Consider the following 24,279-nt stretch of genomic DNA (forward strand, 5'->3'; position numbering starts at 1 on the left):
CCAGGCCCCGGGTGAGGTGAGCACGGTTCAGCGGCATACGAGGATTGCTTGAACCGTTCTACTGGTCTACCGGAGGTGCGCCGGTAAGCACCAGATGAACCTTTCCTGTGCTCGACGCGCCGGCGAGGGCGGCGGCGTCGGATGGATCGGCCGCTATCACCACCAGCCCCTCGGCGTCCGTGGCGTTGGGCCATCCGGTGGCGGATCCGGCGGAGGAGCCTGATGTCCACAGCACCGGTGCCGCCCGGACGAGCACGCTGGTAGTTGCCGGGACCTCGAAGCCGTTTCCGGTGCTGAGAACCACATCCACATGCTGCCCGGGGGAGAGCAACTGGACGGTGGTTTCATCGGCGGGGCGCAGGGGGACCGCGACCGATCCCGGTGGGGAACCGGTGAGTAGCCCGGTGCCCACCAAAAAGGTCTCTGCCAGGACGCTGCCGCGATGCAGGGGAGTGGCCAGCTGTTCCCCGACCACGGCCGGGATCTCGGTGAACGACCGGAACGGGATTGCCTCCGGCGGCAGATCGATAGTGGTGAGGTGGGCGGGGGTGAGCACGGTGCCCACTGGAAGATCCTCGGCCGCCGCTACCACCCGGGAAAGTGATTGCTCCGGCGGAATGAGGGCTTCGACAATTACCGCTGCGGCAAGGCAGAACAATAGTGCAGCGAGAAACCGGCGATGGCGGAAGACAAGCCTCCGGACGCCCAGGGGGAACCCGGTACGTCGTGAGGGGCTCTTGCCGTTGGCCATTCACCAACGCTAGGGAGGTCCTGCACCCAACGGAAACGATTGACCCGGAATGTGGACAAGACCAACAGCCCGGGGGGGGTGTCCCTATGTTCTTTGTCAAGCTGGTTTGGGGAGTTTTTCCTCGTAGAGAGTCATGTCTCTGAGCATGGCGAAGAGCGTGTCGGTGCGGCGGCGCGCGAGGGCTATGAGGGCCTGATTGTGGCGTTTGCCTTCGGCGCGTTTCCGGTCGTAGTAGGTCCTGGATACCGGGTCTTTCAGCGCGGCGAACGCGGAGAGGAACAGGGCGCGTTTGAGGATCTTGTTGCCTTTCCGTGAGGGGTGGTCGCCGCGGATCGATGTCCCTGACCGCCACGTTACTGGGGCCAGTCCGGCGTATGAGGCCAGGTGGCCGGCGGTGGCGAAATCCTTGCCAACAATTTCGGTCAGGATGCGGGCTTCTGTCCTCACGCCGACCGCCGGTGTTGACGTCAGGACGAGGTGAAGAGGGTGGGCCTCCACGAGGGCCTCTACCTGGGCATAGATTTCGGCGCGGGCGTCGCGCAGGCCGAGGAGCATCCCGGCCAGTTGTGGGAGCACGGTCCCGGCGGCTTTGGTGCCGGCTACCACGACGGTTTGTTCACCCAGGGCGGCGAAAATCTCCTCCGCCCACCGGTTGCCGGCCCGTGGAGCGAATTTGGTTAAGAAGGTGCCCACCCGAGTTCTGCCGGCGGCCGCCAAGGCCGCGGGTGTCGGGTATTTGCGCAATAGCTCGGCCATGGCTCGGTGGTCCAGATGCCCGCCGATGACCCGTTCCAGCGCGGGGTGGATCTGCGTCAGTAGGCCCCGAATCCGGTTGGATGTCGCGGTGGCCTGGGCGGCCAGATCGTCGTCGAAACCACAGAGCATGGACAGCTCAGCGCCCTGTTCATCGGCCACGACAATGGAACGCAGCGTGTGCGGCATGGTCCGCGCCGCCTCAGCAATGATGTAGGCGTCGCGGGCGTCAGTTTTCGCCTCGCCGGGGTGCAGGTCAGCGATCCTTCGCATGGCGAGGCCGGGCAGGTAGCCGACCAGGATTCCAGCGGACTGGGCAACAGCGACCGGTAACGCGCCGATGGTGGCCGGCTGATCCACGACCAACAACAGGTTCCCATGAATGGTCAGGGAGCCGATGATTGCGCGTAGTTTCGCCTCGTCATTGGGCAGCGTCTTATCGAGGAGCTTCTTACCTGACTTATCCAGTGCCACCGCGTGGTGGTCACTCTTACCGACGTCGACTCCGATGAAGACGTCGACGCTCTCATAACCCTTGATCACCGCAAACCTCCAGCCTTTAGAACTCCAGTAAAAAGGTGCTGGTCTGTCCTGCGGTGGCAAGCGTCGGCATCCACGTTACGGCTGACTTGTCGCCCTAAAAACGCGACTGGTCTTGTCCCCATCAGCGATCACCTGACACCTATCGGCACCTGGTGACAACACCCCCCGGATCATCAACGACTGGGGGCAAAAATCATGCCAGGACCGACAGGCCAGCAACCCCAATTCTTACTCAACAAGGGGCTACTAAAAAGGTAACGGGGTGTCCCTATGTTTTTTGTCAAGCTGGTTGGGTGGTTTTCGGAGATTGGGGTTTGCCGGGTTTTTGGGCAGGAGGGAGTGGCCGGTGGCGCGTGGTCGGCCGGCTGCTGGGCTGGTTGTTTAGGCGGCTTTGACTGCGGGTGCCTCGTATAGCACTCCGTCGCGCAGCATCGCGAACAGTACATCGCGGCGGCGTCTGGCGAGGGCGATCAGGGCCTGATTATGCCGTTTGCCTTGGGCTCGTTTGCGGTCGTAGTACGCCCGTGAGACGGGGTCTTTCAGGGCCGCGAATGCGGAGAGGAAGAACGCCCGTTTGAGGATCTTGTTGCCCTTTTTTGAGGAGTGGTCTCCTCGGATCGAGGTACCGGATCGCCACGTCACCGGCGCGAGTCCGGCGTAGGATCCCAGATGCCCGGCGGTCTTGAATTCCTTGCCTGCAACCTCGGTAATGATCCGTGCTGCCGTCCTGACGCCGACCGCCGGTAGGGACGTCAGGAGTTCGTGAAGAGGGTGGGCCTCCACGATGGCTTCAACCTGGGTCAGAACCTCGGCACGAGAGGTGCGTAGTTGGGTCAGCTGCGCGGCGAGTTGGGGCAACACGACGCCGGCGGCGCCAGTGCCGGCCACGACTACGCTCTGCTCACCCAGAGCGGTGAAGATCTCTTCTGCCCAGCGCCTGCCGGCCCGCGGCGCGGACTTGGCCATGAACGCGGCGACCCGGCTCTGGCCAGCCCGGCGCAGAGCCTCAGGGGCAGGGTATTTCCGCAGCAGTTCGGCCATTACGGGGTGGTCCAGGTGCGGGCCGATGGCCCGTTCCAGGGCCGGGTGGATCTGCGTGAGGAGCCCGCGGATCCGGTTCGAGGCGGCGGTGGCCTGCTTGGCCAGGTCGTCGTCGAAACCGCAGAGCATTGACAGCTCTGCGGCCTGTTCATCGGCGACGGCAATCGAGCGCAGCGTGTGCGGCATGCTCCGGGCGGCCTCAGCAATGATGTAAGCGTCTCGGGCATCCGTCTTGGCCTCACCGGGGTGCAGGTCAGCGATGCGGCGCATCGCCAGGCCCGGCAGGTAACCGACGAGGATACCGGCGGCCTGCGCCACAGCGACCGGCAGTGCACCGATGGTGGCCGGCTGGTCCACGACGAGTAAAAGCGTGCCGTGCTTGGTGAGACTGTCGATGATCGCCCGCAGTTTCGCCTCGTCTTGCGGCAGTGCCTTATCGAGCAGTTTCTTGCCGTTCCTGTCCAACGCCACCGCGTGGTGGTTGGACTTACCGACATCGACGCCGATAAACACATCGACGAGTTCGTGATCCTTAATCACTACTACCTCCAGAGGTGAAACCCAATGAGACCGTGCTGGTCTGTCCTGCGGCCCCAGAGCTCGGCATCCACGTTACGGCCGACCTACCACGATGGTGTCTGCAGCTGGTCCGGTCCCCATTAGCGATCCTCTGGCGCCTATCGAACCCCGGTGACAACACCCCCGGATCATACATTCGACTGGGGGACTCAATCATGCCAGGACCGACAGGCCAGCAACCCCGATTCTTGCTCGTTTAGGGGCTATAAGAAAGGTAACGGGGGGGGGTGGAGGACGGGTCGTGCCAGCTAACCGCGCCTAGCTCGCGGCGGCAGTCGTTTTGGAGCTCTCCGAAGGTTTTTTCACTGTCGTCGAAGCATCCTTGCCCGGGCTGGTCTTGGCCGCGCCGGACCCCGGGGAGGACTGATCGGAGGAGGTGCCGGATGACGGGCTGCTACTGCTCGTTCCCGGGTCAACCGACTTCTTGCTGTCGCGCGAGTCGTTACGGTAAAAACCCGACCCCTTGAACACCACACCCACGCTGTTGAACTTCTTCCTCAGCGATCCCTCGCATTCGGGGCACTCGGTGAGTGAGTTGTCAGAAAAGGCCTGATGGATATCGAAGGCATGGTCGCAGTCTTTGCAGGCGTATGCGTAGGTTGGCAAAGCAAATCCTCCTGGACGAGCGTGATTCCCGGAACTGGATCACCAACCCGATTCGGCTGGCACTCTAGTGGTCCGAGTGCCAAGTCTACACTGCCGGTGACCAGACGATGTCGCGGCGACGTCTCGCCTACACCGCGTCCCGACGCGTCTCCAGGCGGTGGCAGGCCGACGGCGTGAAGGCGCCGGCGAGGGGCATGTCCAGTGGCGTGGCAGCCAGCGTTCCGGCCGGCAGCAGTTCGTGGTCGTACACATACCCGAGGGTGGGGACGGCCGGATCGACTGCCCGAAGTTGCGCGAGAAACCGGTCATAGTAGCCGCCGCCCTGGCCGAGCCGGCTGCCGCTGCGGTCCACCGCTAGTGCCGGGACCAGCAGGAGCGACACCGAGCGCCCACCAGTGAGCAGCCCGGTGAAATGCCGGCGTTCCCCCACCGGCTCCAGCACGGGTGCGCGGGGGCTGCGTCGCAGTTCGACTCCCGCCGACCAGCTGCACCAGGAAAGCTGGTAGGCGGACTCGCAAATCGGCACCACCACCTCGTAGCCACTCCCGGCCAGCGATGCCAGGAGATCAAGGGTCCCTGGCTCTGGGTCCACCGACAGGTAGGCGGCGATCAGACCGGGACGGTCGGAGCCCGGCAGAAGCCACCCCTCAACCTGCTGCCGGAGCCCGGCGGAGGCTTTAGCCCGCTCCTCGGGGGCCATCGCCAGCCGGGCCGCCCGGAAGTGTTGCCGGGCAGCATCCTTGCCGGTTGCAGGCGATTGGGGTCCCATATCGGCATAGTTTACCGAGTCCCGCACCCCCAGCTGTGGGACCCGACGGTTCCGGGCGACTGCAGGCTTGCATAGAAAGGCCACTGTCGTTATGTAGGGTGGTGGCATGACCTCACGAGTGAATAAGGCCGTTATCCCCGCTGCGGGACTTGGCACGCGGTTTCTCCCCGCCACGAAGGCGATGCCCAAGGAAATGCTTCCAGTAGTCGACAAGCCTGCGATCCAGTACGTGGTCGAAGAGGCAGTCAACGCCGGAATGACCGACATCTTGATGATCACTGGGCGAAACAAGCGTTCGCTCGAGGACCACTTCGACCGGGTGCCCTTCATCGAGCAGACCCTCGAGGCGAAGGGCGACCATGAGAAGCTGGCCGCCGTCCGCCGTCCGTCCGAGCTGGGTGACATCCACTATCTCCGGCAGGGGGATCCGAAGGGACTCGGCCACGCCGTCCTCCGCGCAAAGCTCCACGTCGGCAAAGAGCCGTTCGCCGTTCTCCTCGGCGACGACCTCATCGACGAGCGCGATGTCCTGCTGCAGACCATGATCGAAGTACAGGAGAAGACCGGCGGATCAGTTATCGCACTGATCGAGGTCGATCCGGACCAGATCAGCGCCTACGGGTGCGCGGACATCTCGGCCATTGACGGCGAGGACTATGTCAGGGTCAGCGAACTGGTGGAGAAGCCAGCCATCGACGAGGCCCCCTCCAACCTTGCCGTCATCGGCCGGTACGTCCTGCACCCACGCGTTTTTGATGTCCTGGAAACCACCGGCCCAGGCCGGGGCGGCGAAATCCAGCTCACCGACGCCTTGCAGACTCTCGCCTCAGCAGAGGGCGAAGGATCGGGCGTATACGGCGTCGTGTTCCGTGGCCGTCGTTACGACACCGGCGATAAGCTCAGCTACATCAAGGCAGTCGTGACCCTGGCCTCAGAGCGCGAGGATCTGGGACCGGACCTCCAGGACTGGTTGAAGAGCTTCACCCAAAACCTGAACGGCTAGCACAGTCCCGTGAGCGGGCAGTTCGCCTGGCCGGTGACCCTCGAGACCGACACTCTCGTCTTGAGGCCGGTACGGCTGCGTGACCGGAAGGAATGGTCGGCTGTTCGGGAACGCAACGCCGAATGGCTCGCGCCCTGGGAGGCATCCAACCCGGCGCCGGGGGGATACCTGCCCAGCTACCCCGAGATGGTCCGGTCGCTGCGGAAGCAGGCCCGGGCGGCGACCGGCCTTCCGTTCCTGATCACCGAGCGGACCGGGCACCTCAGGCAACCTGCGATTGTCGGTCAACTGACGGTGTCGACCATTGTCTGGGGTTCGGCGATGACAGCGACGCTCGGCTACTGGGTGGACCGCGACCGTGCGGGGCAGGGGATCGCGCCGACCGCCGTCGCGCTGGTGACCGACTACTGCTTCAAGAGCCTCGGACTGCACCGGATGGAGATCAACATCCGCCCCGAGAACTCGGCCAGCCTTCGGGTCGTTGAGAAACTTGGCTTCCGAGACGAGGGCTTCCGTAAGGGTTACCTCCACATCGCAGGGGAGTGGACGGACCATCGAAGCTTCGCTCTCACCGGGGACGAAGTGCCCGGCGGCCTGTTAGCCCGCTGGCAGTCGCAACGCCGACGGGGCCAGGATGGCGGCATTCGCCAACCCGGAGGCGACACACCGCCATCAATACACTCGTGACGAGGGTGTACGACCTACCGTTTTAGACGTGGACTTCTCTATGAACAGCTCGGTGGTGCTTGTCGCGATCGTTGGTCTGTGGCTGATCTGGGTTGCCCCCTTTGTACTGCGTATCCGCAGGCCAGCACTGCTGGCCGAAACGGCCGCCCCGTCAGCCCTTGTCCCACCCGTAACAGCCGAGAGCAGCGTCTCTCAGGGGAGCATTATGGAAATGTCCGGTCACAGTAGCTCCGGTCACAGTAGCGATGCTGCCGAGCAACGGCCAGCAGGGTTCTCCCCGCGATCCGCATCGAGCCAGCAACGGTTCGTGATCCGACCCGCCCGAACCGCCATCGCAGTGGTCGGCATAGTGTCACTGCTCGCGGCAATTGTCTGCCTTCCCTTGGCTATCCTTTCCGTTGTTCCAGCCCTGGCACCTTCGGCTGCGTTCCTCCTGTTCCTGCTTTCGGTTGCTGGTCTCCGCCTCCTCGCCGTTAGAGACCGTCGCCGTCGGGTCAACGCGGCCTTTGCCGAGGCAATGTACGCTCCCACCGTGACAGCCCAGCCCACCCCCTTGGTCCTCCATGCTCCCCGACGGGAGACGAGCCTGTTCGACGCCGAAACCTCCAGCAGCCTTACCGGAGAGAATTCAGTGGCTGAGGAGCATCGGCCGGCTGCGGCGGCGCCCCTGACCGCTACCGAGCTGCGCCAGGCGGCGCTTGCGGTAGCTTCCGGTGCGGATGGTGGCGCAGCGGGTGAGGCGGCTCCCACCGGCCCCACAGCACCCGCAGGCTCTACCCCCGCGGTCCACCCGGGTGGCGCCACCTGGGAGCCAGTTGAGGTACCCAAGCCCATGTACGTTGCAGCCGCCAAAGCCGAACGGCAGGCGCCGGTACCGCTTGAGCTTCCCGACGCTCCCAAGGCCCAGGCCAAGACCAGCCTGAAACAAGGCGCTGTCCCGCCCGTCGTCGAAATTTCAGAGCAGCCAACAGTTGATAACGCCACCACTGCACCGCCGACCGGCAGGTTGAACCTGGATGACGTCCTGCAGCGTCGCCGGGCCTAACGCCCCTTCACCGGAACCGGGAGCAGAAACCGCCCAGCTGCGCCTGCTGGAAGGCGTTGGTGCGGCCGAACCCCTCCGACTCGCGCTGGAGACGCTTGGTTGCCGTGCGTCCACTTGGTCGCTCGTCCAGGTCCATCACCGTCCCGGCGCTGGCGCCACCGGGATCTATCAGGTGGACGTCGTAGCCAGTGACGACCGGGTGACCACCGAATTCCTCTGCATCAGTACGGCAGCCCTGACCGCCCCAGCGGATGGCACCGTGAAGCTGACAGGGGCGGACGGCCTGGCCCTGACCGTGTGGCGTCATCCCCATGACCCGCTGCTGCCGGGTCTGCCCTGGGCCTGTGACTCGGCGAAGGTCGGGGCCGCACTCTTTGGCCTCCGGACGGGTAGCAAAACCGACAGCGCCGTGCCTGAACTGGCAACCGTCAGCTATCGACCGCTGCGGAGAGCCGTCCTGACCGCCGAGTACCTCGGGGAACGCCGGTACCTGAAGGTCCTGCGTCATGGACAAGCAGGGCGTCTCGCTGAACGCCACCTCCTGCTCACCCGGGCCGGAATTCCAGCCCCAGAACTGATCGAGGTGCCAGCACCGGACGTGCTGGCCATGCATCGAGCTCCTGGGGCGCCCCTGGCCGAACGGCTGATGAGAGACGGCGCACAGTCGATGCAGCCGGGCGCCCTCATCGACCTGCTGCAAAAGCTCCCGCCCGAGTCGATGAGGCTACCGGAGCGCCCCGCCTGGGCTGCGCGCGTGCGCGACTACGCCATGGGCGCGGCAGCTGTCCTGCCGGAGGAGCAGGCGCGGATCACAGCATTGGCCGACAAGGTGCACCATCTCGTGGCCACGGTCGACGCCGGTCCGAAGGTGCCCTCCCACGGGGATTTCTATGAGGCGAACCTTTTGGTCACGGGCGATAGCATCTCGGGACTCCTGGATGTTGATGCACTGGGTCCCGGCCACCTGGTGGACGACCTCGCCTGTTTCATCGGTCACCTGGCGGTCCTACCCTCCCTGGATAGCCGCTACATCCACATCCCGGCAGCCTTGGACCGGTTCCTGGCGGCTTTTGATCGCGCCGTCGAACCCTCGGCACTCCGCGGTCGTGCGGCTGGCGTTGCCCTCACGCTGGTGGCGGGGGCGAAGCACAGGGCATCACCGGCCGACCCTGATGCCTGGCACGCTGACGCACTCAGACGACTGACGATTGCCGAGTCGCTGGCCGACGCGGCCCTGGCCCGCCGCAGCTAACTGAAGATGAGAGGTCTCTCATCTTCAGTTCCTCTTCGTCTCACATTCGCCGTGCACTGTTGTACACATGGCCCACACCGCCGATCGGGAAAGGAAACCTACCGTGCACAAGCGAAACATCTGGATCGCCACCGGCTCTCTCAGCGTGATGGCCCTCGGTCTGGGCGTTGCAGTCGCCGATAGTACCCACGACCCCCGGGACCTCGGCTCCAGCATCAACAGGTCCAGTGACGACGTCGCCACCGGCACTGATGACGCCAGCAACAGTGGCGGAACAGACAGTCCCGATGGCTCACGCAATGAGTCCAACCTGAACCGTGAACAGGTCGGTGACGACGACGGTTCGGCGGGCAGCCGCACACCATCGCCAACCACTGAGCCCCGGAGCGCGGAGCCCACGGCGCCGACCGCGGCAAGTGCTCCGTCGGCGGTAACACCTGCAGCACCCGCTCCTGCCCCAGCCCCAGCACCCGCACCTGCCCCGGCGCCCGCTCCTGCCCCAGCCCCAGCACCCGCACCGGCGCCCGCCCCGGCTCCCGCTCCCGCACCAGCCCCAGTAGTGGTCCCGGCACCCGCCCCGGTCCCACCGCCGGTCGGGTCAGTGGATTCGGGCTATTCGGCGCCAAGCGGGGTGTCCGCACCGAGCGCTTCCAGCGGCGGCTGACAGATTCGAGCGTTGGTGCCGCCCAGAGGGTGGATCCAACGCCCTATGGCGGGATTCCGGAGTGTTCCCCCAGCATTCCGGAATCCCAACCCGCCCGGCCATCTTCCTCCCGGACGCGTTGACACCATCCTCCCCGCGGCCCTACTCCGCCCTCGCAGCGGTGGATCCCGCCAGTAAGCGGCGTTCAGGACTCGTCAGAGGAGAGCCTGTACCCCATGCCGCGGACGGTGGTGAACCGCTCGGCTCCGAGCTTGTTGCGCAGATAGCGCACGTAGACGTCCACCACGTTGGACCCCGGGTCGAAATCGTAACCCCACACCCGGGAGAGAAGTTGTTCACGGCTCAGCACCTGGCCGGGGTTTCTCAGAAAGGCCTCGGCCAGTGCGAACTCGCGCGCCGACAGGTCCACTTCCCTGCCGTTGACCGCCGCCCGGCGGGTTCTCAGGTCGAGCTGCAGGTTCTGGTGGTTCAGGACCGAGCTGTCGGCGGTGGGTGTGTCCTGCCGGAGCCGGAGCCGAACACGGGCCAGAAGCTCCTCGAATCGGAAGGGCTTGGCCATGTAGTCGTCGGCGCCACCCTCCAGACCGGCCACCGTGTCGTCGATGGAACTTCTGGCGGACAGGATGATGACCGGGGTCGTATTCCTGGACTCGCGGAGGCGACGCAGGACCGTGAACCCATCCTGGTCGGGCAACCCGAGATCAAGGACGATCAGCTCAAAGTCACCCGTCTGGGCCAGGTGGTACCCGTCTCTACCATTGTCGGCGACGGTCGGGACATAGCCTGCGGACCGCAGTCCCTTGGCAACGAACGAACTGATGCGGTCCTCATCCTCGACAATTAGGATCTGGCTCAATCTCGTACTTCCTCTGATGTGTCAGGTGTGCGCGCGTCGAGCGGCAGCACCATGGTGAATGTCGACCCTCGGCCGAGGGTGGAGACCAGATGAACCGTACCTCCGTGGGCTCCAACGATCGCATTGACAATCGTCAGGCCGAGACCCGAGCCCTCTGTGCGGCGTCCATGGGTGCCGCGGGCAAACCTGTCGAAGATGCGCTCCTGGTCCCCACCTGGAATTCCAATACCTTCGTCGCGGACCCACAGCAGCAACCCCCCGGGGTCCAACCGGGAGCCTACGGCGATCGTCGACCCTTCGTCGGAAAATTTCACCGCATTGACTACCAGTTGCAGCCAGGCCTGGGTGATCCGGCGGGGATCCAGCAGCCAGGAGGCTTCTGCCCGCGCATCGATGGTCCAGCGCCGGGTACCCAGCGGACGGGATTTGTCCAGCACGTCATCGGTCAGCCGGCCGACGTCGACCGTCTCTTGCCGGACAAACCCAGGGCGGGTGATTCCGGCGAGGGTCACCAGGTCGTCCACGAGGAGCCGCATCCGGTCCAGTTCATCGAGGGCGATACCACGCACTGCTGTGACATCAGCCGGGTCGGTCGAATCCTGGAGCTCGAGGTGCCCCTGCACAATGGTGATGGGTGTCCGCAGTTCATGCCCGACGTCGTCGAGCAGCTGGCGTTGGGAGGTGAAGGCCCCCTCCAGCCGTTCGAGCATTGCATTGACAGTACGGGTGAGGTCCGACAGGTCGTCATTCCCGGAGACCGGAATCCGTTCAGAGAGGTCAGAGTCCCCGATGTGCTGGGCGGTGTTCCGCAGTAGGCGGATCGGCGCGAGGAGATTGCCCACCAACAGCCAGCCGACCACGCCAATGAAGACCAGTGTCCCGAAGCTGATCAGGGCGAACGCCGCAAAGGTCTGGTTGAGCTGCCCATGCTCGGCGCGGGCGTCGTACGCCAGCACATACTGGGTGGGGGTCGTGTCGGCGGACAGTTGCACGGGGACAACCAGCGCGCGATAGGTGGTCATGGACGTCGCGATACTCGAAATGCTGACCCGGCTGGGATCGGCCTGGGTGGCCACGAATTCGACCAGCTCCGCATCGTCCTCCAACCGCAGTTGCACTGCCGGATTGGCGAGCAGGACAACCTCGCCGTCGCGCATGCCCAGCATCCCCTCGTTGGACGCGGGGAGGGTGCGTTGCATGGCAACGAAAACAAGTTCCTGGGCTTCAGTGAAGTCCTCACGGGTTGTCGGGTCAATTCCGTTGTCGAGGAGGGACTCGAACTCCAGAAAGTTTCGTTCCAGCGAATTGTCCGTATCCGAGTTAATGTCGCTGCGTTGCAGCGCGTAGGCTGCCGATCCGGCGACCAGCAACCCCAACGCTGACAGGGCAAGAACAGCTCCGAGCACCCGGGTCCGGACGGTCCAACTGCCGCGCAACGCGGTGGAAAGCCGCCGCCAGATCGACCGCCGCTTTCCGGAAGCACCCGGGGCTGGTTCGTCAGCCGTCCCGGAGAGGTTCGTAGCAGCAGGATCGAGTTGCGGTACTACCGCAGGCCTGGTGGGGGAGCGGGTGGGCTGGGTGTGGGGCGCGCCATCAGGCCCGCGGGAATGGGCGGAACGCAGCACCTCGGTGGTCGGGCGGCCTTGCGGTTTAATCATCCCCGTCATCCCCGTCATCCCCGTCATCCCCGTCGTCTCCTACGTCCTCACCATCGTCGAGGTCGTCGCCGTCGTCGCCCGCGTCGTCGTCAGCGTCGTCGTCGTCGTCTCCTACGTCGTCGCCGTCGTCGTCACCTCCGCCAGGATCGGAGTTGTCATCGGTGTCTCCCGGGATGGGTGGTGGGGGAGGCACCACCTCGACCGCCAGACCGGTTGGCTCGGTAGTGGGATCCGACGGCGACGCGTCGGACGGAGACGGCGTGGACGCCGGGGTGGACGGTGCCGATCCGGGGGAAGACGGTGGGGATCCGGGCGTTCGGGTTGCGGTATCTGTGAACGAGGAGCCGAGGTCCGCGGGCACGGGATCTGCCAGCGAACCGATAATCCCTATCGCCGCCGCAACCACTCCACCCGCGCAGGCCACACCCACCACCCAGGTATGGAGCTCCGAAGACTTCATGGGTTAAGTATCCCGACAAAAGATGAGATGCACATGAGAGTCCGTCAGGTCATTGTTCGTCCGCGAGGGTCCGCAGTAGCGGTTCGGTCCGGTAGGGAATGTGCTCGTGTAGGGCGAGGACTGTCTCGGTACGAATGACTCCCTTGATCCGCAGAATCGACCGGAGTGCTGACTGGAGGTGGTGGGTGTCCTTGGCCGTCACGCGGCACCAGACATCCCCTCGACCGGAGATCTCGTGAACCTCCAGTACCTGATGGAGACGGCGTAGCCCACTGATCACCCCATCAAGTTCGCGGTGGGAGACCTCGATGGTTACGAATGCCGCGACATCGTAGTTGAGGGCCTCCAGATCGAGCTCACGCCCGCTGGCGCGCAGGGTGCCGGATCGGAGCAGCCGTCGAATCCGCGACTGTGCGGTGTTGCGGGCCACTCCGAGGTGTTCGCTCAGCTCACCGATCTGGGCTCGGGGGTCCCGGACCAGCTCCAGGAGGAGACGGATATCGACCAGGTCCAATTTGCTCACGACGTGCACTTCCAATCAGTTGGATGGCTCAAAACTGATGATTTTGATCAAGTCTAACGACAAATATGTTCCCAATAATCCTGTGGCCCGGAGAATATAGGGGAGATGTGCTGTTTGTTCTACTGTATGGAGAAGTTGTGAGCGTGCTGAGCGAGCTGCGGATGAAGCCGCCGGAGAAGGTGCGCTGGGGCTGGGATGCGTCGGTGAGGGCGAGGCTGGTCCTTGCGGCGGTGGTCATTTCCACCCTGCTCATTGGCGCCAATCTGGCGACTCCCCTGTACCCGCTGCTGCAGGCCGAGTTGGATATCACTTCGTTCGAGGTCACGGTGGCCTTCTCGGCCTATGTGGTGACGCTGGTGGTGGGCCTGCTGATGGTGGGGCATTGGTCGGATCACGTCGGGAGACGGGCGGCCCTTGTCCTGGCCATTGTGATCGGCTTCGCTGGGGCTGGCGTCTTTGGAGCGGCGTCGTCGTTGCCCATGTTGGTCCTGGGGCGGTGTCTCCAGGGCGCATCTGTCGCTCTCGCAACAGGAGCCAGTTCCGCGGCCCTGCGCGATCTCCTGCCGCATAGACCCGACTGGGCCTCTCGATTCACGCTCCTTGCGTCGGCAGGAGGGGTTGCGGCCGGCCCCGTCATCGGCGGGCTGCTGTCCCTCCTGCCGGATCCCACCCGGACGCCCTTCGCACTGTACTCACTGGTTCTGGCTGCCCTGCTGCTGCCTCTCCTGACCTTGAAGGCTCGGCCGGCAATCCGTGCCGCCGATGCCTCGTCGCCTTTCAAGGCGCTCAGGCCCCGCCGGCCCGTTGTCTCGCGGGCTGCTGGGCGTGCCTTCTGGAATGCATCGGCCGTCGGATTCCTGAGCTTCGCGGTCTTCGGTTTCACGCTGAGCCTCGCCCCGACCTACTTCGCGTCCCTGGCCGGTACCGACTTCCGCCCACTAATTGGTCTCCTGGCAGCTCTGGTTTTGGGATCGTCGGCGGTTAGCCAATTAATGCGGGTGCGGGGCAGGCATGTCGTCGCAGTCGGATTGACGGCTCTGGGCCTTGGCGTGGCACTGATTCCGGTCGCAGGTGCGCTGGACAGCGTCGCTCTGCTGGTCTTGGCCTGCTTCCTGGCCGGGGCGGGCCAGGGAATCGCTTTTCGCACCGTCTTCAACGAGGTTGCCCTCCAGGTCGAGCCGTCCCAGCATTCCCAGATCATCAGCACGCTCTACGTGTTGACTTATCTCGGCAGCGCCGCCCCGGTGGTGGGGTTGGGGGCTGCGGTGGAACGGTGGGGACTGGACCGGGCAGTCCTGGGATTTGCGGCAGTGATTGCGTTCGCCAGTCTCTTGCTGGCTACCGTTAGCCTTCTGCGGACTCTGCGCTCACGGCCGGTGGACTGATCGGCCCTGCGTTTCAGGTTCACAAACACAAAGATTAATTTGCAAAGAATTGCTTGCAAAGAAACCTTTGCAGATCTATCCTTGAGAGATGAATCCTCGAGACGAGCCAACGGACCGCTCAGACGACCGCACTCTTGATCTGGCGGGGCTAAAAGCACTGTCCCATCCGCTGAGAATCCAGCTTCTTGAACAGTTGTCGCAACGTGGTCCGCAGACGGCGAGTTCGCTCGCCGCCAGTCTGGGGGAGTCCAGCGGTGCCACCAGCTATCACCTTCGCCAGCTCGCCAAGCATTCGCTGGTCCGGGAGGTAGAGGGACGGGGGTCCGCCCGGGAGCGGTGGTGGGAACGACCTCCGGGGGCTCTCACGCTGTTCTCCAAGAATCTTGCAGCAGATCCAGCAGCATTGCACGCCTCGAAGATCGTGAACCGGGAATTCGAGCACCACCGGGCCGTCCTCCTGCAGGACTTCATGGAGCAGGGGTACGAGTTTCTTCCAGAGAACTGGTTCAACGGGTCGGTCATCGCCACCATGAATGCCCGCCTGACAGCCGAACAACTTACCGAAATCACCGAGGAGATGCTCGGCCATGCCAGGACGCTTCTCGAAAAATACCGCGTCAGCGGCACCACCGATCCGAACGCCCGCGCCGTACAAATGCACTTCAACGCGTTCCCGATCCTGCAGGGGCAGTTCGACACACCAGTGCAACGGGATAACCCTTACTGAACCGCAACGAAGAATTAGAAAGATGCAGCCATGACCACCACCTTTGTTACCTCTGTGCCCTCAATACGTCCAACAGGCTTCGAAGCTCTCCTGATCCGCATCGGCCACCGCTTGATTTCCGCCGGCGAGCGGATGGCCGTCAACCATGCCCGCCACAGCGAGGCGGTGGTGGCCCACGATGAACGGCGTCGGGATCTTTTGGCGCAGCATCATTCAGGTCTGCTGCCCTAGGGCTGACCTCCGCGCGTAGGTTCCTGATCAGCTGGAGCTAAGGGAGTACCCCAGAATTACCGGGCAGATGGTTGAACACCAGGGTTGTTTCGGTATGGCCCACTACCGGATCAGTCGTCAGGTGATCGAGTACCCAGTCCCGCAAGACCTCGGTGCTGGGGACCGCCAGATGCAACAGGTAGTCCACCGACCCGGCCACATGGAAGGTGGACACCACCTCGGGCAACAGGGGGACCCTGGCGGTAAACCGGTCGATCTCCTCCCGGTTGTGACCCTTGAGCTGTACCGACACCATCGCCTGCACCGCCCGGCCGACGGACGCGAAGTCGAGCTGGGCGTGGTAGCCACTGATGACCCCGCGGTCCACCAATTGCCTTGTCCTCAGCAGGGCGGTGGATGGTGCTACCCCGATGCGCTCGGCCAGCTGGGCATTGGTTATCCGGGCATCAGCCACCAACTCGCGCAGGATCAGTCTGTCGGTGTGGTCGAGCGTCATCGGGTCCCTGGGCCGCGCGGGGGTTCCTGATGGTTCGGGTGCGGCATCGTGTGCCATGGGCAAGCCACTTCCTGATGAGCTACTGCGGTTGTCTCCACCCTAGCGCTCACGAGTCGTCCGCGTTCAGTGCCGTGGTGCAGTTGGTGATCAAGCGATCCAGTTGGCTACGCAGGACGGCGTCGTCGACCCCGTGGTCGACGGCGTCCAACGCCGCTTCGAGCCCATGCCAGGCAGCATCGGTCAGTCGCCGGCCGGGAATCGTCAGAGTGACCACGTTCGCACGGGAGTCCGAGGTGCTGATCGTGACATCCACCAATCCTCGTCCCGTCAACTGCTGGATCCGCTGCGTGACCGATGCGCGGCTCACATCCAGGGCCTGGGCTATTTTCTGCTGGGAGGAAGGCCCGGCAATCCGCACGGCGAGCAGCACCAGAAACGGGGCGTAGTGGATGCCGTGGCGGGCAAGGAGATACTCATCCGAGACGCGGTTCACTAGTGAAGTTGCACGGTGCAGCTTGAACACCGTCGACTGTCGAAGATCCATACCGTTAAGTAGTTAACGTTTTCGGGTCCACGTCAAGTATGTCGGGGAGCGATTCTTCACGATCTGGCTAGACTTGCCGCCATGAGTGCTGAATGGGACACGCGGGTTGGGGCCTATGGCCTGATCATCAAGGAGTCAAAGATACTGCTGGCACATTGGAATGAGGGCGGCTCTACCGGATGGACCCTCCCGGGTGGGGGACTGGAGGAGGGAGAAGACGCGCCGACCGCGGCCGTCCGCGAGATTGAGGAGGAAACCGGGTACACGGCGCTGCTGGAGGACCTTCTCGGTGTGGATAGCCTGCACATTCCCGGAGCCTCACGGCACAACGGGTCGGGCCGGCCGATGCACGCCCTGCGAATTGTTTACCGTGCACACACCACCAGCGGAGTCCTTCGGCACGAGACTAACGGGTCCACCGATAGGGCTGCCTGGGTGGATCTCGCCGATCTGCCCACCCTGAACCGGGTGGGACTGGTCGATATCGCTCTGACGATGGTCAACCAGGGTTGAGGCCCGCCGATGGACGCGCTGCAGCAGTATGGCCTGACCGACCGGATTAGCGTGCTCTTCGCGGGTGCTTTCCCGGACGGGCGGATCGGGCCGGGGCGCGTGGTCAGGGTTGACCGCAGCCGGATGCTGGTCGCGACGGCGCGAGGCATTGAACCGCATGACGCACGTCCCGACGTCGCGACGGGTGACTGGGTGGCCTTGGCGGGTGCCGACCCCACGCACTCCGCCATCGTGGGGGTGATGCCCCGGTACTCGGTCCTGCACCGCAAGAAGGCCCATGATCCGCTTGCTGAGGTTCAGGTGCTTGCGGTGAACGTCGACCTGGTCGGCGTGGTGGTCCCCCTCGATCGCCCGATCTCGTCCAACCGGCTGGAGCGCACCCTGGTGGCTGCCTGGGATTCGGGTGCGGTTCCCCTCGTGATTCTCACGAAAGCGGACCTGAGTACCCGTTTCGATGAGGTCGTCGCCCAGACTGTCGAACGAGCCGGAGCGGCTGAGGTGCTCACCACCTCAGCGGATACCGGCGATGGCCTGGATGAACTGCTGTCGCGTCTTGTTCCCGGCGTCACAGCTGTGCTGCTGGGCCCCTCCGGCGCGGGGAAGTCCAGCCTGGTCAACGCACTGTTTGGCAGGGCCGTGCAGAACACCGGGTCGGTGAGGGCTGGCGATGGAAGAGGAAGACACACCACCACGTCGAGGGAGCTGATTCCCCTACCGGGAGGTGCGGTCCTGATGGACACGCCGGGGGTGCGTGGGTTTGCCCTGTGGGACGCCACCGACGGCCTGGACGAGGTGTTCGGAGACATTGAGGAACTTTTCGCCGGCTGCCGGTTCGCCGACTGTCGCCACGGACCTGAACCCGGGTGCGCTGTCCAGGAGGCCCTCGCCGGTGGGGTGCTCGAGGAGCGGCGCTGGCTGAGCTACCAGAAAATGGCGCAGGAGCTGGCGATTCTTCACCTGCGTCAGACCGACGCCAGACGTGCCCGAGGTCGCGGATCACACCAGCAGGCGAAGGAGTCTGCGATGGCCAAGGACCACCGCAACCGGTTCCGGCAGACCTAAAGCCTTTCGGTGGCGGGGGCGAGAATCATGTGTCCCACGGTGTCACTGTGGCATCCTGTGTAAATGGCAGAATTCAAGCAGTCGACCAAGCTCCACAACGTTCTCTACGACATTAGGGGGCCGCTGCTCGACCATGCCAAGTTCATGGAGGCGGAGGGGCACCGGATCCTGAAGCTCAACATTGGGAATCCAGCACCATTCGGATTCGAGGCTCCGGAAGCCATTCTGGTCGATATGATCCGTCACCTCCCGAAGGCCCAGGGCTACAGCGATTCCCGGGGCATCTTCTCAGCCCGGACCGCTGTGGTGCAGTACTACCAGAGCCGCGGGCTCACCCATATGGACGTCGACGACGTCTACCTGGGCAACGGGGTCAGCGAACTCATTACTCTTTCACTCCAGGCGCTGCTGAATAACGGCGACGAGATTCTGGTGCCCACACCCGATTACCCCCTCTGGACTGCCTCAGCGAGCCTTGCCGGGGGAACCGCTGTGCACTACCTCTGTGACGAGGAGAATCACTGGTGGCCCGATCTGGAGGATGTGGCCGCAAAGATCACCAGCCGCACCAAGGGGATTGTGCTGATCAACCCCAACAACCCAACCGGTGCCGTTTACCCCCGTTCGATCATCGAGGGCATGGTAAAGCTGGCGCGTGAACACGATCTCATCATTTTCGCTGACGAGATCTACGAGAAGATCCTGTACGACGACGCCGTCCACATCAACGCTGCCACCGTTACCGGCGACGACGTCCTGTGCCTGACCTTTAGCGGCCTGTCGAAGGCCTACCGGATTGCCGGATTCCGCAGCGGTTGGATGGCCATCACCGGGCCCAAGCACCAGGCCGCCGACTATATCGAGGGCATCAACCTCCTCGCGAACATGAGGCTGTGCGCCAATGTGCCGGCCCAGCATGCGATCCAGACGGCGCTCGGCGGCCACCAAAGCATCAATGACCTCATCTTGCCTGGGGGCCGGCTGAAGCAGCAGCGCGACAAGGCCTACCAGCTGTTGAACGAGATACCCGGGGTCAGTTGTGAACTGGCCCAGGGGGCCCTCTACCTGTTCCCGCGGCTGGACCCTGAGGTCTACCCGATCAAGGACGACGAGCAGTTTGCCCTCGACCTGCTCAAACAGCAGAAGATCCTGATCTCCCACGGCCGGGCGTTCAACTGGGTCAACCCCGACCACTTCCGCATGGTGACCCTGCCCAATGTTGATGATCTTGAGGACGCCATCGGTCGGCTCGCCGAATTCCTGAGTACCTACAAGCCCTAGTCCGCCTTCGGAAGGATCACCATGTCGTCTGCTCCCGCGTTCAAGACAAGCCCCACCCAGTCCCTGATGGTGGGGCCGGATGTGGACCTGGCTTCGATCCGCCCGCGCTCCACCCCGGGGTTTTCCGGTGGCAAGAAGAAGGGCAAAGCCAAACTTGCTGCGGGAAGCGCCCAGCTCTCGGAGCTGCAGGAGAAACTGTTCGCCGAGAGCAGGTTCGGCAGCGAAATCTCCCTACTGGTGGTCTTGCAGGCTATGGACACGGCAGGCAAGGGCGGGATCGTCCGCCACGTGGTGGGGGCCGTTGACCCGCAGGGTGTGAATCATTATGCCTTCAAAGCCCCCACCCGGGCCGAGAAGCGCCACGACTTCCTGTGGCGGATCAGGAAACAGCTTCCCGGGCCGGGAATGATCGGCGTTTTCGACCGGTCCCACTATGAGGACGTGCTGATCCAGCGGGTCCGTGGGATGGCGGAGCCCGCAACGATCGAGGAGCGGTACGGCATCATCCGGGACTTCGAGGCCGAGCTAACGGAGTCCGGGACCCGCATCATCAAGGTGATGCTGCACATCAGCCCCCGGGAGCAGAAGGAACGCCTGACCGAACGGCTGAAGCGCAAGGACAAGCACTGGAAATACAACACCGGTGACCTCGACGAGCGTCAGCTGTGGGACCAGTACCAGGCGGCGTACCAGGTGGCCATCGAACGGACAGCGACCCCCGACGCCCCGTGGTACGTGATCCCTGCGGACCGCAAATGGTACGCGCGTATTGCGGTGCAACAGCTGATCATCGATGCGCTGCAGGACATGCAGCTGAGCTGGCCACGTGCGGATTTCGACGTCAAAGCAGAGAAGGCGCGGCTGGCCAAGTCCTGACCAGGATCCGCCCGCCAGGTCAGCTGCGTCCCTCCATGCCACGGTTCAGCGTGGCGCTGTGACACTCCGGTTCAGTTCGACCGTTCAGCCCGACTGTTCAGCTTTGTCCCGTGCAGCGGCGAGACGCTTCTTGGCGCCTTCGAGCCAGGATTCACAGTGATCTGCCAGCGCCTCACCGCGTTCCCAGAGGGCGAGTGATCGCTCGAGCGTCACCCCGCCGGCCTCCAGTTGGCTGACGACGGCGACAAGCTGTTCCCGTGCCTGTTCGTAGGAGAGGCCGCTGACTTCTGCCTCCGGTCCGGTGTCGCCGGTCGAAGGTCCTGTGGTTTGGCTCATGGGATGTCTTTCGTTTCGGTGGATGGGGAATCGGGGCTGGGGGCGAGCGCTGACGCGGCCAGGTCGCCGCGTGCCAGCCGGATTTTGAGCAGTGTCCCGGGGGAGACGTTTGCAGCATCCCGGGCGATGGATCCGTCGGCCAGCTGGACCACCGCGTACCCTCGGTCGAGGGTGTTTTGCGGTGACAGGGCTCTTACCTGTGAGCGGAGGTGGTGCACCCTATCGACGTCGCGCGCCACTGCCGAGGTCGCCGCCTGACGGGCCCGCCCACGCAGCCGTTCGACGTCGTCCGAGCGCACCGACACCATGCCTTCGGGCTGGGCCAGGACAGGACGCGATCGCAGGTGATTGAGCCGCTCCGTTTCCCGGGAGACCAGGGTGTCGATGGCGCGGGACAACTGTGCCCGCGACTGGCGGATCCGCTGGAACTCCTCGGCGACGTCGGGAACCACACGCTTCGCGGCGTCGGTGGGGGTGGAAGCGCGCAGATCCGCAGCTTCATCAATCAGCGGCCGGTCGGCCTCATGCCCGATCGCGCTGACGACCGGGGTGCGGGTGGCGGCGACGGCCCTGACCATTTCCTCGCTGCTGAAGGGCAGGAGGTCCTCCAGCGACCCGCCGCCGCGGGTGATGATGATGACGTCGACGCTGGGTAGGGCGTCGAGCTCTGCCAACGCAGCGGTCACCTGCCCCACACACCCAACCCCCTGGACCGCGACTTCCCGGACCTCGAACTCTACGGCTGGCCAACGGAGGCTGGCATTGCGCAGGACATCCTTCATGGCATCCGACCCCCGCCCGGTGATCAAGCCGATCCGATGGGGCAGCAGCGGCAAGGGTTTGCGCAGCCGCGCGGCGAAGAGGCCCTCCGCGGCCAGCAAGTGGCGAAGCCGTTCGATCCTGGCCAGCAGGTCGCCCAGTCCCACCTGCCGGATCTGCCAGGTCTGCATGGACAACCGTCCGGTCTTCAACCAAAAATCGGGTTTGAGCTGGGCCACCACGCGTGAACCGTGCTCCAGTGGAAGTTCCAGCCGGGAGAGCACATTGCCCCGGATGGTCAGGGGCAGGGACACCTCGGCGTCGACATCCCGCAGCGTCACGAAACACATGTTTGACCGGCGGTTGACCTCGATCACCTGTCCCTCGACCCACGCCGCGGGGGCCCGCTCGAGGTGCGCCTTGAGTTTCTCGGACAGAAGGTGGAGTGGCCAGGGGCGTTCGGCGGTAGTTTCAGCGGCGGTGGCGGGCAGCGTCGTCGGCCCGCCCTGCCTGGCGTCAACCAGCGGCGGCGTCCCTGTTGCCGCGCCCGCAGCGAAGTTCGGCGGCTGCGCCGCGCCTTCGTTCTTCATCAGTTGACACTCCCAACGCTCGTGGCGGGAACGGGTAGTAGACCTTCTGACCCCACGCCTGTTCTCCTAATGTCTATCAGCTTGCGCCCCCTCTGAGTGTCCACACCGGGTCGGTGTGGAGGAATAGTGCAGCGGGAAGTGCATAATCGATACTTCTGCCACTACAAGCCAGGGACAACACATGCGGACAGTTGGTGCAGCGCTCTTGGTGCTGATCGCGTTGATACTGGCGGGCGTCGCCCTGCCGGGTGCGTGGATTGAACGAAACCTCGTGCAGGCTGATGGTTTTGTGGAACTAGCTGGGCCGCTCGGTGCTGATCCCGACTTCCAGGCCCGACTGACCGATGCCCTCGCTACTGAGGCGACCGCTGCTGCCGAGCTTCCGCCAGCGTTCGCAGGCATCATCGAGCCCTTGATAGCCGACGCGGCAGCCACCGTCGCTGCCCTGCCGGGGTACCCCGCAGCCTGGGACGATACGCTGCGCCGTTCCCATGACCTGAGCGTTCCCACCGAAGTGAATGTGAGCACCGGCGTGGAGTCGCCACAACCCCTGAGGCTCGACCTGACGCCTGTGGTGTCCCTTGCGCTCCAGGAGGTCGGCTCGGGTATAGGTATCGAGGTTCCGGAACCCGCAGAGACTCTCATCGAGATCGGTCCGGCCGAACAGCAGGTGGCACTGGGGCAGTTGGCGGCAATCTCCGGCCTCTGGCCCTTTCTGCTGACCGCGGCCGGGATGACCGCGCTGCTCGCACTGGTCCTTGCGCGCAGGCGTGGCACTACACTGGCGCTGCTTGGCGTCGGAATCGCTGTCCTCGGCGGGATCTACTGGCTGGCTTCCGGCGCCGCGCCGGGGGGCGCTGAACAGCTCCGCGCGCAGAACGCCGACGCTGAAAGCCCCATTGCTGCACTGTTCAGGGAGGGCCTGGTAGCGAGGGCGGTCGAGGATGCCCAACCGCTGAGTCTGGCGGTCTTTGGATTGGGTGTGGTGCTGTGCGTGATGGGTGTGGCGGCGAGACTCCTTGCAGGTGGACGGACTCGGACCCAGCAGGACTAGCCTCTGCGGATGAACCCGGCCGAGTTGGCCCGGCCGAGTTCACCCGGCCGGATTTGCCTAGCCAGATTAGCTCTGAGCGGATCACGGCTGGCGGCTTCGGGTAGTGCGGCTTCGAGCCGTTAGCATTGAGGGATGACCAGCACAGCAGTCTCAGTGCCCATGCCTTCGGTTCCTCGGAGGCGGCGTTCGCCTGCCGAGATCGAGGCCGCGCAGCCCGTCGATGGGGGACGCAAAGTCCTGCTTGCCGCTCCACGCGGCTACTGCGCGGGAGTGGACCGAGCCGTGATCGCCGTCGAGAAGGCTCTGGAACACTACGGTGCCCCCGTGTATGTCCGTAAGCAGATTGTCCACAATCTGCATGTCGTCACCACGCTGGAGGCCAAGGGTGCCATCTTCGTTGAAGAGAACGAGGAAGTGCCCGAGGGTGAACTGGTGGTCTTTTCCGCCCACGGAGTGTCGCCGGCCGTGATCCAGTCGGCCGAGGACCGCGGACTGCGAACCATTGATGCCACCTGCCCGCTGGTCACCAAAGTGCACAAGGAAGCTGTCCGTTTCGCTCGCGATGATTTCGACATCCTGCTGATCGGCCATGAGGGGCACGAGGAAGTGGAAGGAACTGCGGGGGAGGCTCCGGACCACATCCAGATCGTCAATGGGCCCGAAGATGTGGACAAGGTGACGGTTCGCGATCCTGAGCGGGTGATCTGGTTGTCCCAGACCACGCTGAGCGTCGATGAGACCATGCTGACCGTGAACCTCCTGAAGGAGCGGTTCCCCACCCTGCAGGATCCCCCCAGCGACGACATTTGTTATGCAACCTCCAACCGCCAGGCCGCGATCAAGAAGATATCGCCCAGTTCTGACCTGGTGATAGTTGTGGGATCGGCCAACTCGTCGAACTCTGTGCGGCTGGTGGAAGTGGCCCTTGAGTACGGTGCCAAGGCTTCCTACCGGGTCGACTTCGCCAACGAGGTCGACGAGACCTGGTTCGAGGGTGTCTCGACGATCGGCGTGACCTCGGGTGCGTCAGTGCCCGATAATCTGGTTCAGGACGTTTTACGTCTGCTGGCAGACTACGGGTACGGCGACGTCGAGGAAGTGGTGACTGCCGAGGAGGACATTATTTTCTCGTTGCCCAAGGAGATCCGCGCCACGCTGAAGGCGATGGGGGACTCCACCAGCGGGATCGGTGGCAGAGGGCCCCGGCCGAAGCGCTGAGCTTCGATCACCAGCTT

The 24,279-nt window shown here is 64.2% G+C and carries 26 protein-coding genes and 1 pseudogene; 14 read left to right on the plus strand and 13 right to left on the minus strand.

The window, feature by feature from the left end; all coding sequences use genetic code 11:
- Positions 1-58 precede the first annotated feature (58 nt).
- The 5 genes and pseudogenes from cpaB to H4V95_RS04760 all read right to left on the minus strand — a co-directional run bounded on the left by cpaB (position 59) and on the right by H4V95_RS04760 (position 5,042).
- Entirely contained in the window at positions 59-751 is a 693-nt protein-coding gene (gene cpaB / locus H4V95_RS04740; RefSeq protein WP_209728993.1) for a Flp pilus assembly protein CpaB, read from the minus strand.
- A 96-nt stretch (positions 752-847) separates the two neighbouring features.
- Positions 848-2,047, minus strand: a complete 1,200-nt coding sequence (locus tag H4V95_RS04745) for an IS110 family transposase (RefSeq protein ID WP_395939797.1) — start codon at positions 2,045-2,047, stop codon at positions 848-850.
- Positions 2,048-2,428: 381 nt separating this feature from the next.
- Positions 2,429-3,695: pseudogene (locus H4V95_RS04750) on the minus strand (IS110 family transposase).
- A 230-nt stretch (positions 3,696-3,925) separates the two neighbouring features.
- Positions 3,926-4,273, minus strand: a complete 348-nt coding sequence (locus H4V95_RS04755; protein WP_196865178.1) for an FmdB family zinc ribbon protein — start codon at positions 4,271-4,273, stop codon at positions 3,926-3,928.
- 127 nt (positions 4,274-4,400) lie between these two features.
- A complete protein-coding gene (locus H4V95_RS04760; protein WP_209728995.1) occupies positions 4,401-5,042 on the minus strand; it encodes a 5-formyltetrahydrofolate cyclo-ligase in 642 nt (213 codons plus the stop codon).
- Between the two features lie 106 nt (positions 5,043-5,148).
- Here H4V95_RS04760 and galU point away from each other — a divergent pair, with 106 nt between their 5' ends.
- The 5 genes from galU (at position 5,149) to H4V95_RS04785 (ending at position 9,693) form a co-directional block, all read left to right on the plus strand.
- Complete coding sequence (galU, locus tag H4V95_RS04765; RefSeq protein ID WP_209728997.1) at positions 5,149-6,045, plus strand: UTP--glucose-1-phosphate uridylyltransferase GalU; 897 nt, start codon at positions 5,149-5,151, stop codon at positions 6,043-6,045.
- A 9-nt stretch (positions 6,046-6,054) separates the two neighbouring features.
- Entirely contained in the window at positions 6,055-6,732 is a 678-nt protein-coding gene (locus H4V95_RS04770; RefSeq protein ID WP_209728999.1) for a GNAT family N-acetyltransferase, read from the plus strand.
- 28 nt (positions 6,733-6,760) lie between these two features.
- Positions 6,761-7,777, plus strand: a complete 1,017-nt coding sequence (locus tag H4V95_RS04775) for a hypothetical protein (RefSeq protein ID WP_209729001.1) — start codon at positions 6,761-6,763, stop codon at positions 7,775-7,777.
- Complete coding sequence (locus H4V95_RS04780) at positions 7,749-9,029, plus strand: phosphotransferase (RefSeq protein ID WP_209729003.1); 1,281 nt, start codon at positions 7,749-7,751, stop codon at positions 9,027-9,029. The genes H4V95_RS04775 and H4V95_RS04780 overlap by 29 nt, the downstream gene beginning before the upstream one ends.
- A gap of 103 nt (positions 9,030-9,132) precedes the next feature.
- Positions 9,133-9,693 (plus strand): hypothetical protein, encoded by a 561-nt coding sequence (locus H4V95_RS04785; protein WP_209729005.1) that lies wholly within the window; start codon positions 9,133-9,135, stop codon positions 9,691-9,693.
- 184 nt (positions 9,694-9,877) lie between these two features.
- On the opposite strand, the gene H4V95_RS04790 is transcribed toward H4V95_RS04785, so the two are convergent.
- From H4V95_RS04790 to H4V95_RS04805, 4 genes are read right to left on the minus strand one after another with little or no spacing between them, the layout of a single operon-like run.
- The gene (locus H4V95_RS04790; RefSeq protein ID WP_196865171.1) at positions 9,878-10,549 is read right to left on the minus strand and encodes a response regulator transcription factor; all 672 of its coding nucleotides are present in this window, start codon (positions 10,547-10,549) and stop codon (positions 9,878-9,880) included.
- On the minus strand, positions 10,546-12,207 hold the full coding sequence (locus tag H4V95_RS04795) for a cell wall metabolism sensor histidine kinase WalK (protein ID WP_209729007.1): 1,662 nt from the start codon (positions 12,205-12,207) through the stop codon (positions 10,546-10,548). The genes H4V95_RS04790 and H4V95_RS04795 overlap by 4 nt, the downstream gene beginning before the upstream one ends.
- Positions 12,200-12,667, minus strand: a complete 468-nt coding sequence (locus H4V95_RS04800; RefSeq protein ID WP_209729009.1) for a hypothetical protein — start codon at positions 12,665-12,667, stop codon at positions 12,200-12,202. The genes H4V95_RS04795 and H4V95_RS04800 overlap by 8 nt, the downstream gene beginning before the upstream one ends.
- Before the next feature lie 49 nt (positions 12,668-12,716).
- A complete protein-coding gene (locus H4V95_RS04805; protein ID WP_395939799.1) occupies positions 12,717-13,199 on the minus strand; it encodes an Lrp/AsnC family transcriptional regulator in 483 nt (160 codons plus the stop codon).
- A gap of 128 nt (positions 13,200-13,327) precedes the next feature.
- Between H4V95_RS04805 and H4V95_RS04810 the strand changes: the two genes are divergently transcribed.
- The 3 genes from H4V95_RS04810 (at position 13,328) to H4V95_RS04820 (ending at position 15,533) form a co-directional block, all read left to right on the plus strand.
- On the plus strand, positions 13,328-14,575 hold the full coding sequence (locus H4V95_RS04810; RefSeq protein ID WP_209729012.1) for an MFS transporter: 1,248 nt from the start codon (positions 13,328-13,330) through the stop codon (positions 14,573-14,575).
- 88 nt (positions 14,576-14,663) lie between these two features.
- Positions 14,664-15,302 (plus strand): transcriptional regulator, encoded by a 639-nt coding sequence (locus H4V95_RS04815; RefSeq protein ID WP_209729014.1) that lies wholly within the window; start codon positions 14,664-14,666, stop codon positions 15,300-15,302.
- 30 nt (positions 15,303-15,332) lie between these two features.
- A complete protein-coding gene (locus H4V95_RS04820; RefSeq protein WP_209729016.1) occupies positions 15,333-15,533 on the plus strand; it encodes a hypothetical protein in 201 nt (66 codons plus the stop codon).
- 37 nt (positions 15,534-15,570) lie between these two features.
- Here H4V95_RS04820 and H4V95_RS04825 read toward each other — a convergent pair whose 3' ends face one another.
- Together H4V95_RS04825 and H4V95_RS04830 are read right to left on the minus strand one after the other, a co-directional pair.
- Positions 15,571-16,086, minus strand: coding sequence for an Lrp/AsnC family transcriptional regulator (locus tag H4V95_RS04825; protein ID WP_395939800.1), 516 nt, complete (start codon positions 16,084-16,086; stop codon positions 15,571-15,573).
- A 49-nt stretch (positions 16,087-16,135) separates the two neighbouring features.
- Positions 16,136-16,573, minus strand: coding sequence for a MarR family winged helix-turn-helix transcriptional regulator (locus tag H4V95_RS04830; RefSeq protein ID WP_245345575.1), 438 nt, complete (start codon positions 16,571-16,573; stop codon positions 16,136-16,138).
- A gap of 81 nt (positions 16,574-16,654) precedes the next feature.
- On the opposite strand from H4V95_RS04830, the gene H4V95_RS04835 reads away from it, so the two are divergent.
- The 4 genes from H4V95_RS04835 (at position 16,655) to H4V95_RS04850 (ending at position 20,305) form a co-directional block, all read left to right on the plus strand.
- Positions 16,655-17,086: an NUDIX hydrolase gene (locus tag H4V95_RS04835; protein WP_209729018.1), complete on the plus strand. Its 432-nt coding sequence runs from the start codon at positions 16,655-16,657 to the stop codon at positions 17,084-17,086.
- Between the two features lie 9 nt (positions 17,087-17,095).
- Positions 17,096-18,148 carry a ribosome small subunit-dependent GTPase A gene (rsgA, locus tag H4V95_RS04840; protein ID WP_209729020.1) on the plus strand — a complete coding sequence of 351 codons (1,053 nt, stop codon included), beginning with the start codon at positions 17,096-17,098 and terminating at the stop codon, positions 18,146-18,148.
- A gap of 63 nt (positions 18,149-18,211) precedes the next feature.
- Positions 18,212-19,429: a pyridoxal phosphate-dependent aminotransferase gene (locus H4V95_RS04845; protein WP_209729022.1), complete on the plus strand. Its 1,218-nt coding sequence runs from the start codon at positions 18,212-18,214 to the stop codon at positions 19,427-19,429.
- Positions 19,430-19,450: 21 nt separating this feature from the next.
- On the plus strand, positions 19,451-20,305 hold the full coding sequence (locus tag H4V95_RS04850) for a PPK2 family polyphosphate kinase (RefSeq protein WP_196865162.1): 855 nt from the start codon (positions 19,451-19,453) through the stop codon (positions 20,303-20,305).
- Positions 20,306-20,389: 84 nt separating this feature from the next.
- Here H4V95_RS04850 and H4V95_RS04855 read toward each other — a convergent pair whose 3' ends face one another.
- Entirely contained in the window at positions 20,390-20,641 is a 252-nt protein-coding gene (locus H4V95_RS04855) for an exodeoxyribonuclease VII small subunit (RefSeq protein WP_209729024.1), read from the minus strand.
- Positions 20,638-21,990, minus strand: a complete 1,353-nt coding sequence (gene xseA / locus H4V95_RS04860) for an exodeoxyribonuclease VII large subunit (RefSeq protein WP_209729026.1) — start codon at positions 21,988-21,990, stop codon at positions 20,638-20,640. Before xseA ends, H4V95_RS04855 begins: the two co-directional genes overlap by 4 nt.
- A 181-nt stretch (positions 21,991-22,171) precedes the next feature.
- Here xseA and H4V95_RS04865 point away from each other — a divergent pair, with 181 nt between their 5' ends.
- Together H4V95_RS04865 and H4V95_RS04870 are read left to right on the plus strand one after the other, a co-directional pair.
- A complete protein-coding gene (locus H4V95_RS04865) occupies positions 22,172-23,044 on the plus strand; it encodes a hypothetical protein (protein ID WP_209729028.1) in 873 nt (290 codons plus the stop codon).
- Between the two features lie 132 nt (positions 23,045-23,176).
- Positions 23,177-24,262, plus strand: coding sequence for a 4-hydroxy-3-methylbut-2-enyl diphosphate reductase (locus H4V95_RS04870; RefSeq protein WP_196865158.1), 1,086 nt, complete (start codon positions 23,177-23,179; stop codon positions 24,260-24,262).
- Positions 24,263-24,279 lie beyond the last annotated feature (17 nt).

The sequence above is a fragment of the Arthrobacter sp. CAN_C5 genome (assembly GCF_017875735.1).
In the GTDB taxonomy this organism is placed as follows: Bacteria; Actinomycetota; Actinomycetes; order Actinomycetales; family Micrococcaceae; genus Arthrobacter_D.

Bases quoted from the DNA above. Each gene is read 5' to 3' on its own strand.
- H4V95_RS04855 (WP_209729024.1), bottom strand. From the start codon at position 20,641: ATGAGCCAAACCACAGGACCTTCGACCGGCGACACCGGACCGGAGGCA.
- H4V95_RS04865 (WP_209729028.1), top strand. From the start codon at position 22,172: ATGCGGACAGTTGGTGCAGCGCTCTTGGTGCTGATCGCGTTGATACTG.
- H4V95_RS04815 (WP_209729014.1), top strand. From the start codon at position 14,664: ATGAATCCTCGAGACGAGCCAACGGACCGCTCAGACGACCGCACTCTT.
- cpaB (WP_209728993.1), bottom strand. From the start codon at position 751: ATGGCCAACGGCAAGAGCCCCTCACGACGTACCGGGTTCCCCCTGGGC.
- H4V95_RS04845 (WP_209729022.1), top strand. From the start codon at position 18,212: ATGGCAGAATTCAAGCAGTCGACCAAGCTCCACAACGTTCTCTACGAC.
- H4V95_RS04870 (WP_196865158.1), top strand. From the start codon at position 23,177: ATGACCAGCACAGCAGTCTCAGTGCCCATGCCTTCGGTTCCTCGGAGG.
- H4V95_RS04800 (WP_209729009.1), bottom strand. From the start codon at position 12,667: ATGAAGTCTTCGGAGCTCCATACCTGGGTGGTGGGTGTGGCCTGCGCG.
- H4V95_RS04795 (WP_209729007.1), bottom strand. From the start codon at position 12,207: ATGATTAAACCGCAAGGCCGCCCGACCACCGAGGTGCTGCGTTCCGCC.
- H4V95_RS04820 (WP_209729016.1), top strand. From the start codon at position 15,333: ATGACCACCACCTTTGTTACCTCTGTGCCCTCAATACGTCCAACAGGC.
- xseA (WP_209729026.1), bottom strand. From the start codon at position 21,990: ATGAAGAACGAAGGCGCGGCGCAGCCGCCGAACTTCGCTGCGGGCGCG.
- rsgA (WP_209729020.1), top strand. From the start codon at position 17,096: ATGGACGCGCTGCAGCAGTATGGCCTGACCGACCGGATTAGCGTGCTC.
- H4V95_RS04850 (WP_196865162.1), top strand. From the start codon at position 19,451: ATGTCGTCTGCTCCCGCGTTCAAGACAAGCCCCACCCAGTCCCTGATG.
- H4V95_RS04780 (WP_209729003.1), top strand. From the start codon at position 7,749: ATGACGTCCTGCAGCGTCGCCGGGCCTAACGCCCCTTCACCGGAACCG.
- H4V95_RS04825 (WP_395939800.1), bottom strand. From the start codon at position 16,086: ATGGCACACGATGCCGCACCCGAACCATCAGGAACCCCCGCGCGGCCC.
- H4V95_RS04760 (WP_209728995.1), bottom strand. From the start codon at position 5,042: ATGGGACCCCAATCGCCTGCAACCGGCAAGGATGCTGCCCGGCAACAC.
- H4V95_RS04835 (WP_209729018.1), top strand. From the start codon at position 16,655: ATGAGTGCTGAATGGGACACGCGGGTTGGGGCCTATGGCCTGATCATC.
- H4V95_RS04830 (WP_245345575.1), bottom strand. From the start codon at position 16,573: ATGGATCTTCGACAGTCGACGGTGTTCAAGCTGCACCGTGCAACTTCA.
- galU (WP_209728997.1), top strand. From the start codon at position 5,149: ATGACCTCACGAGTGAATAAGGCCGTTATCCCCGCTGCGGGACTTGGC.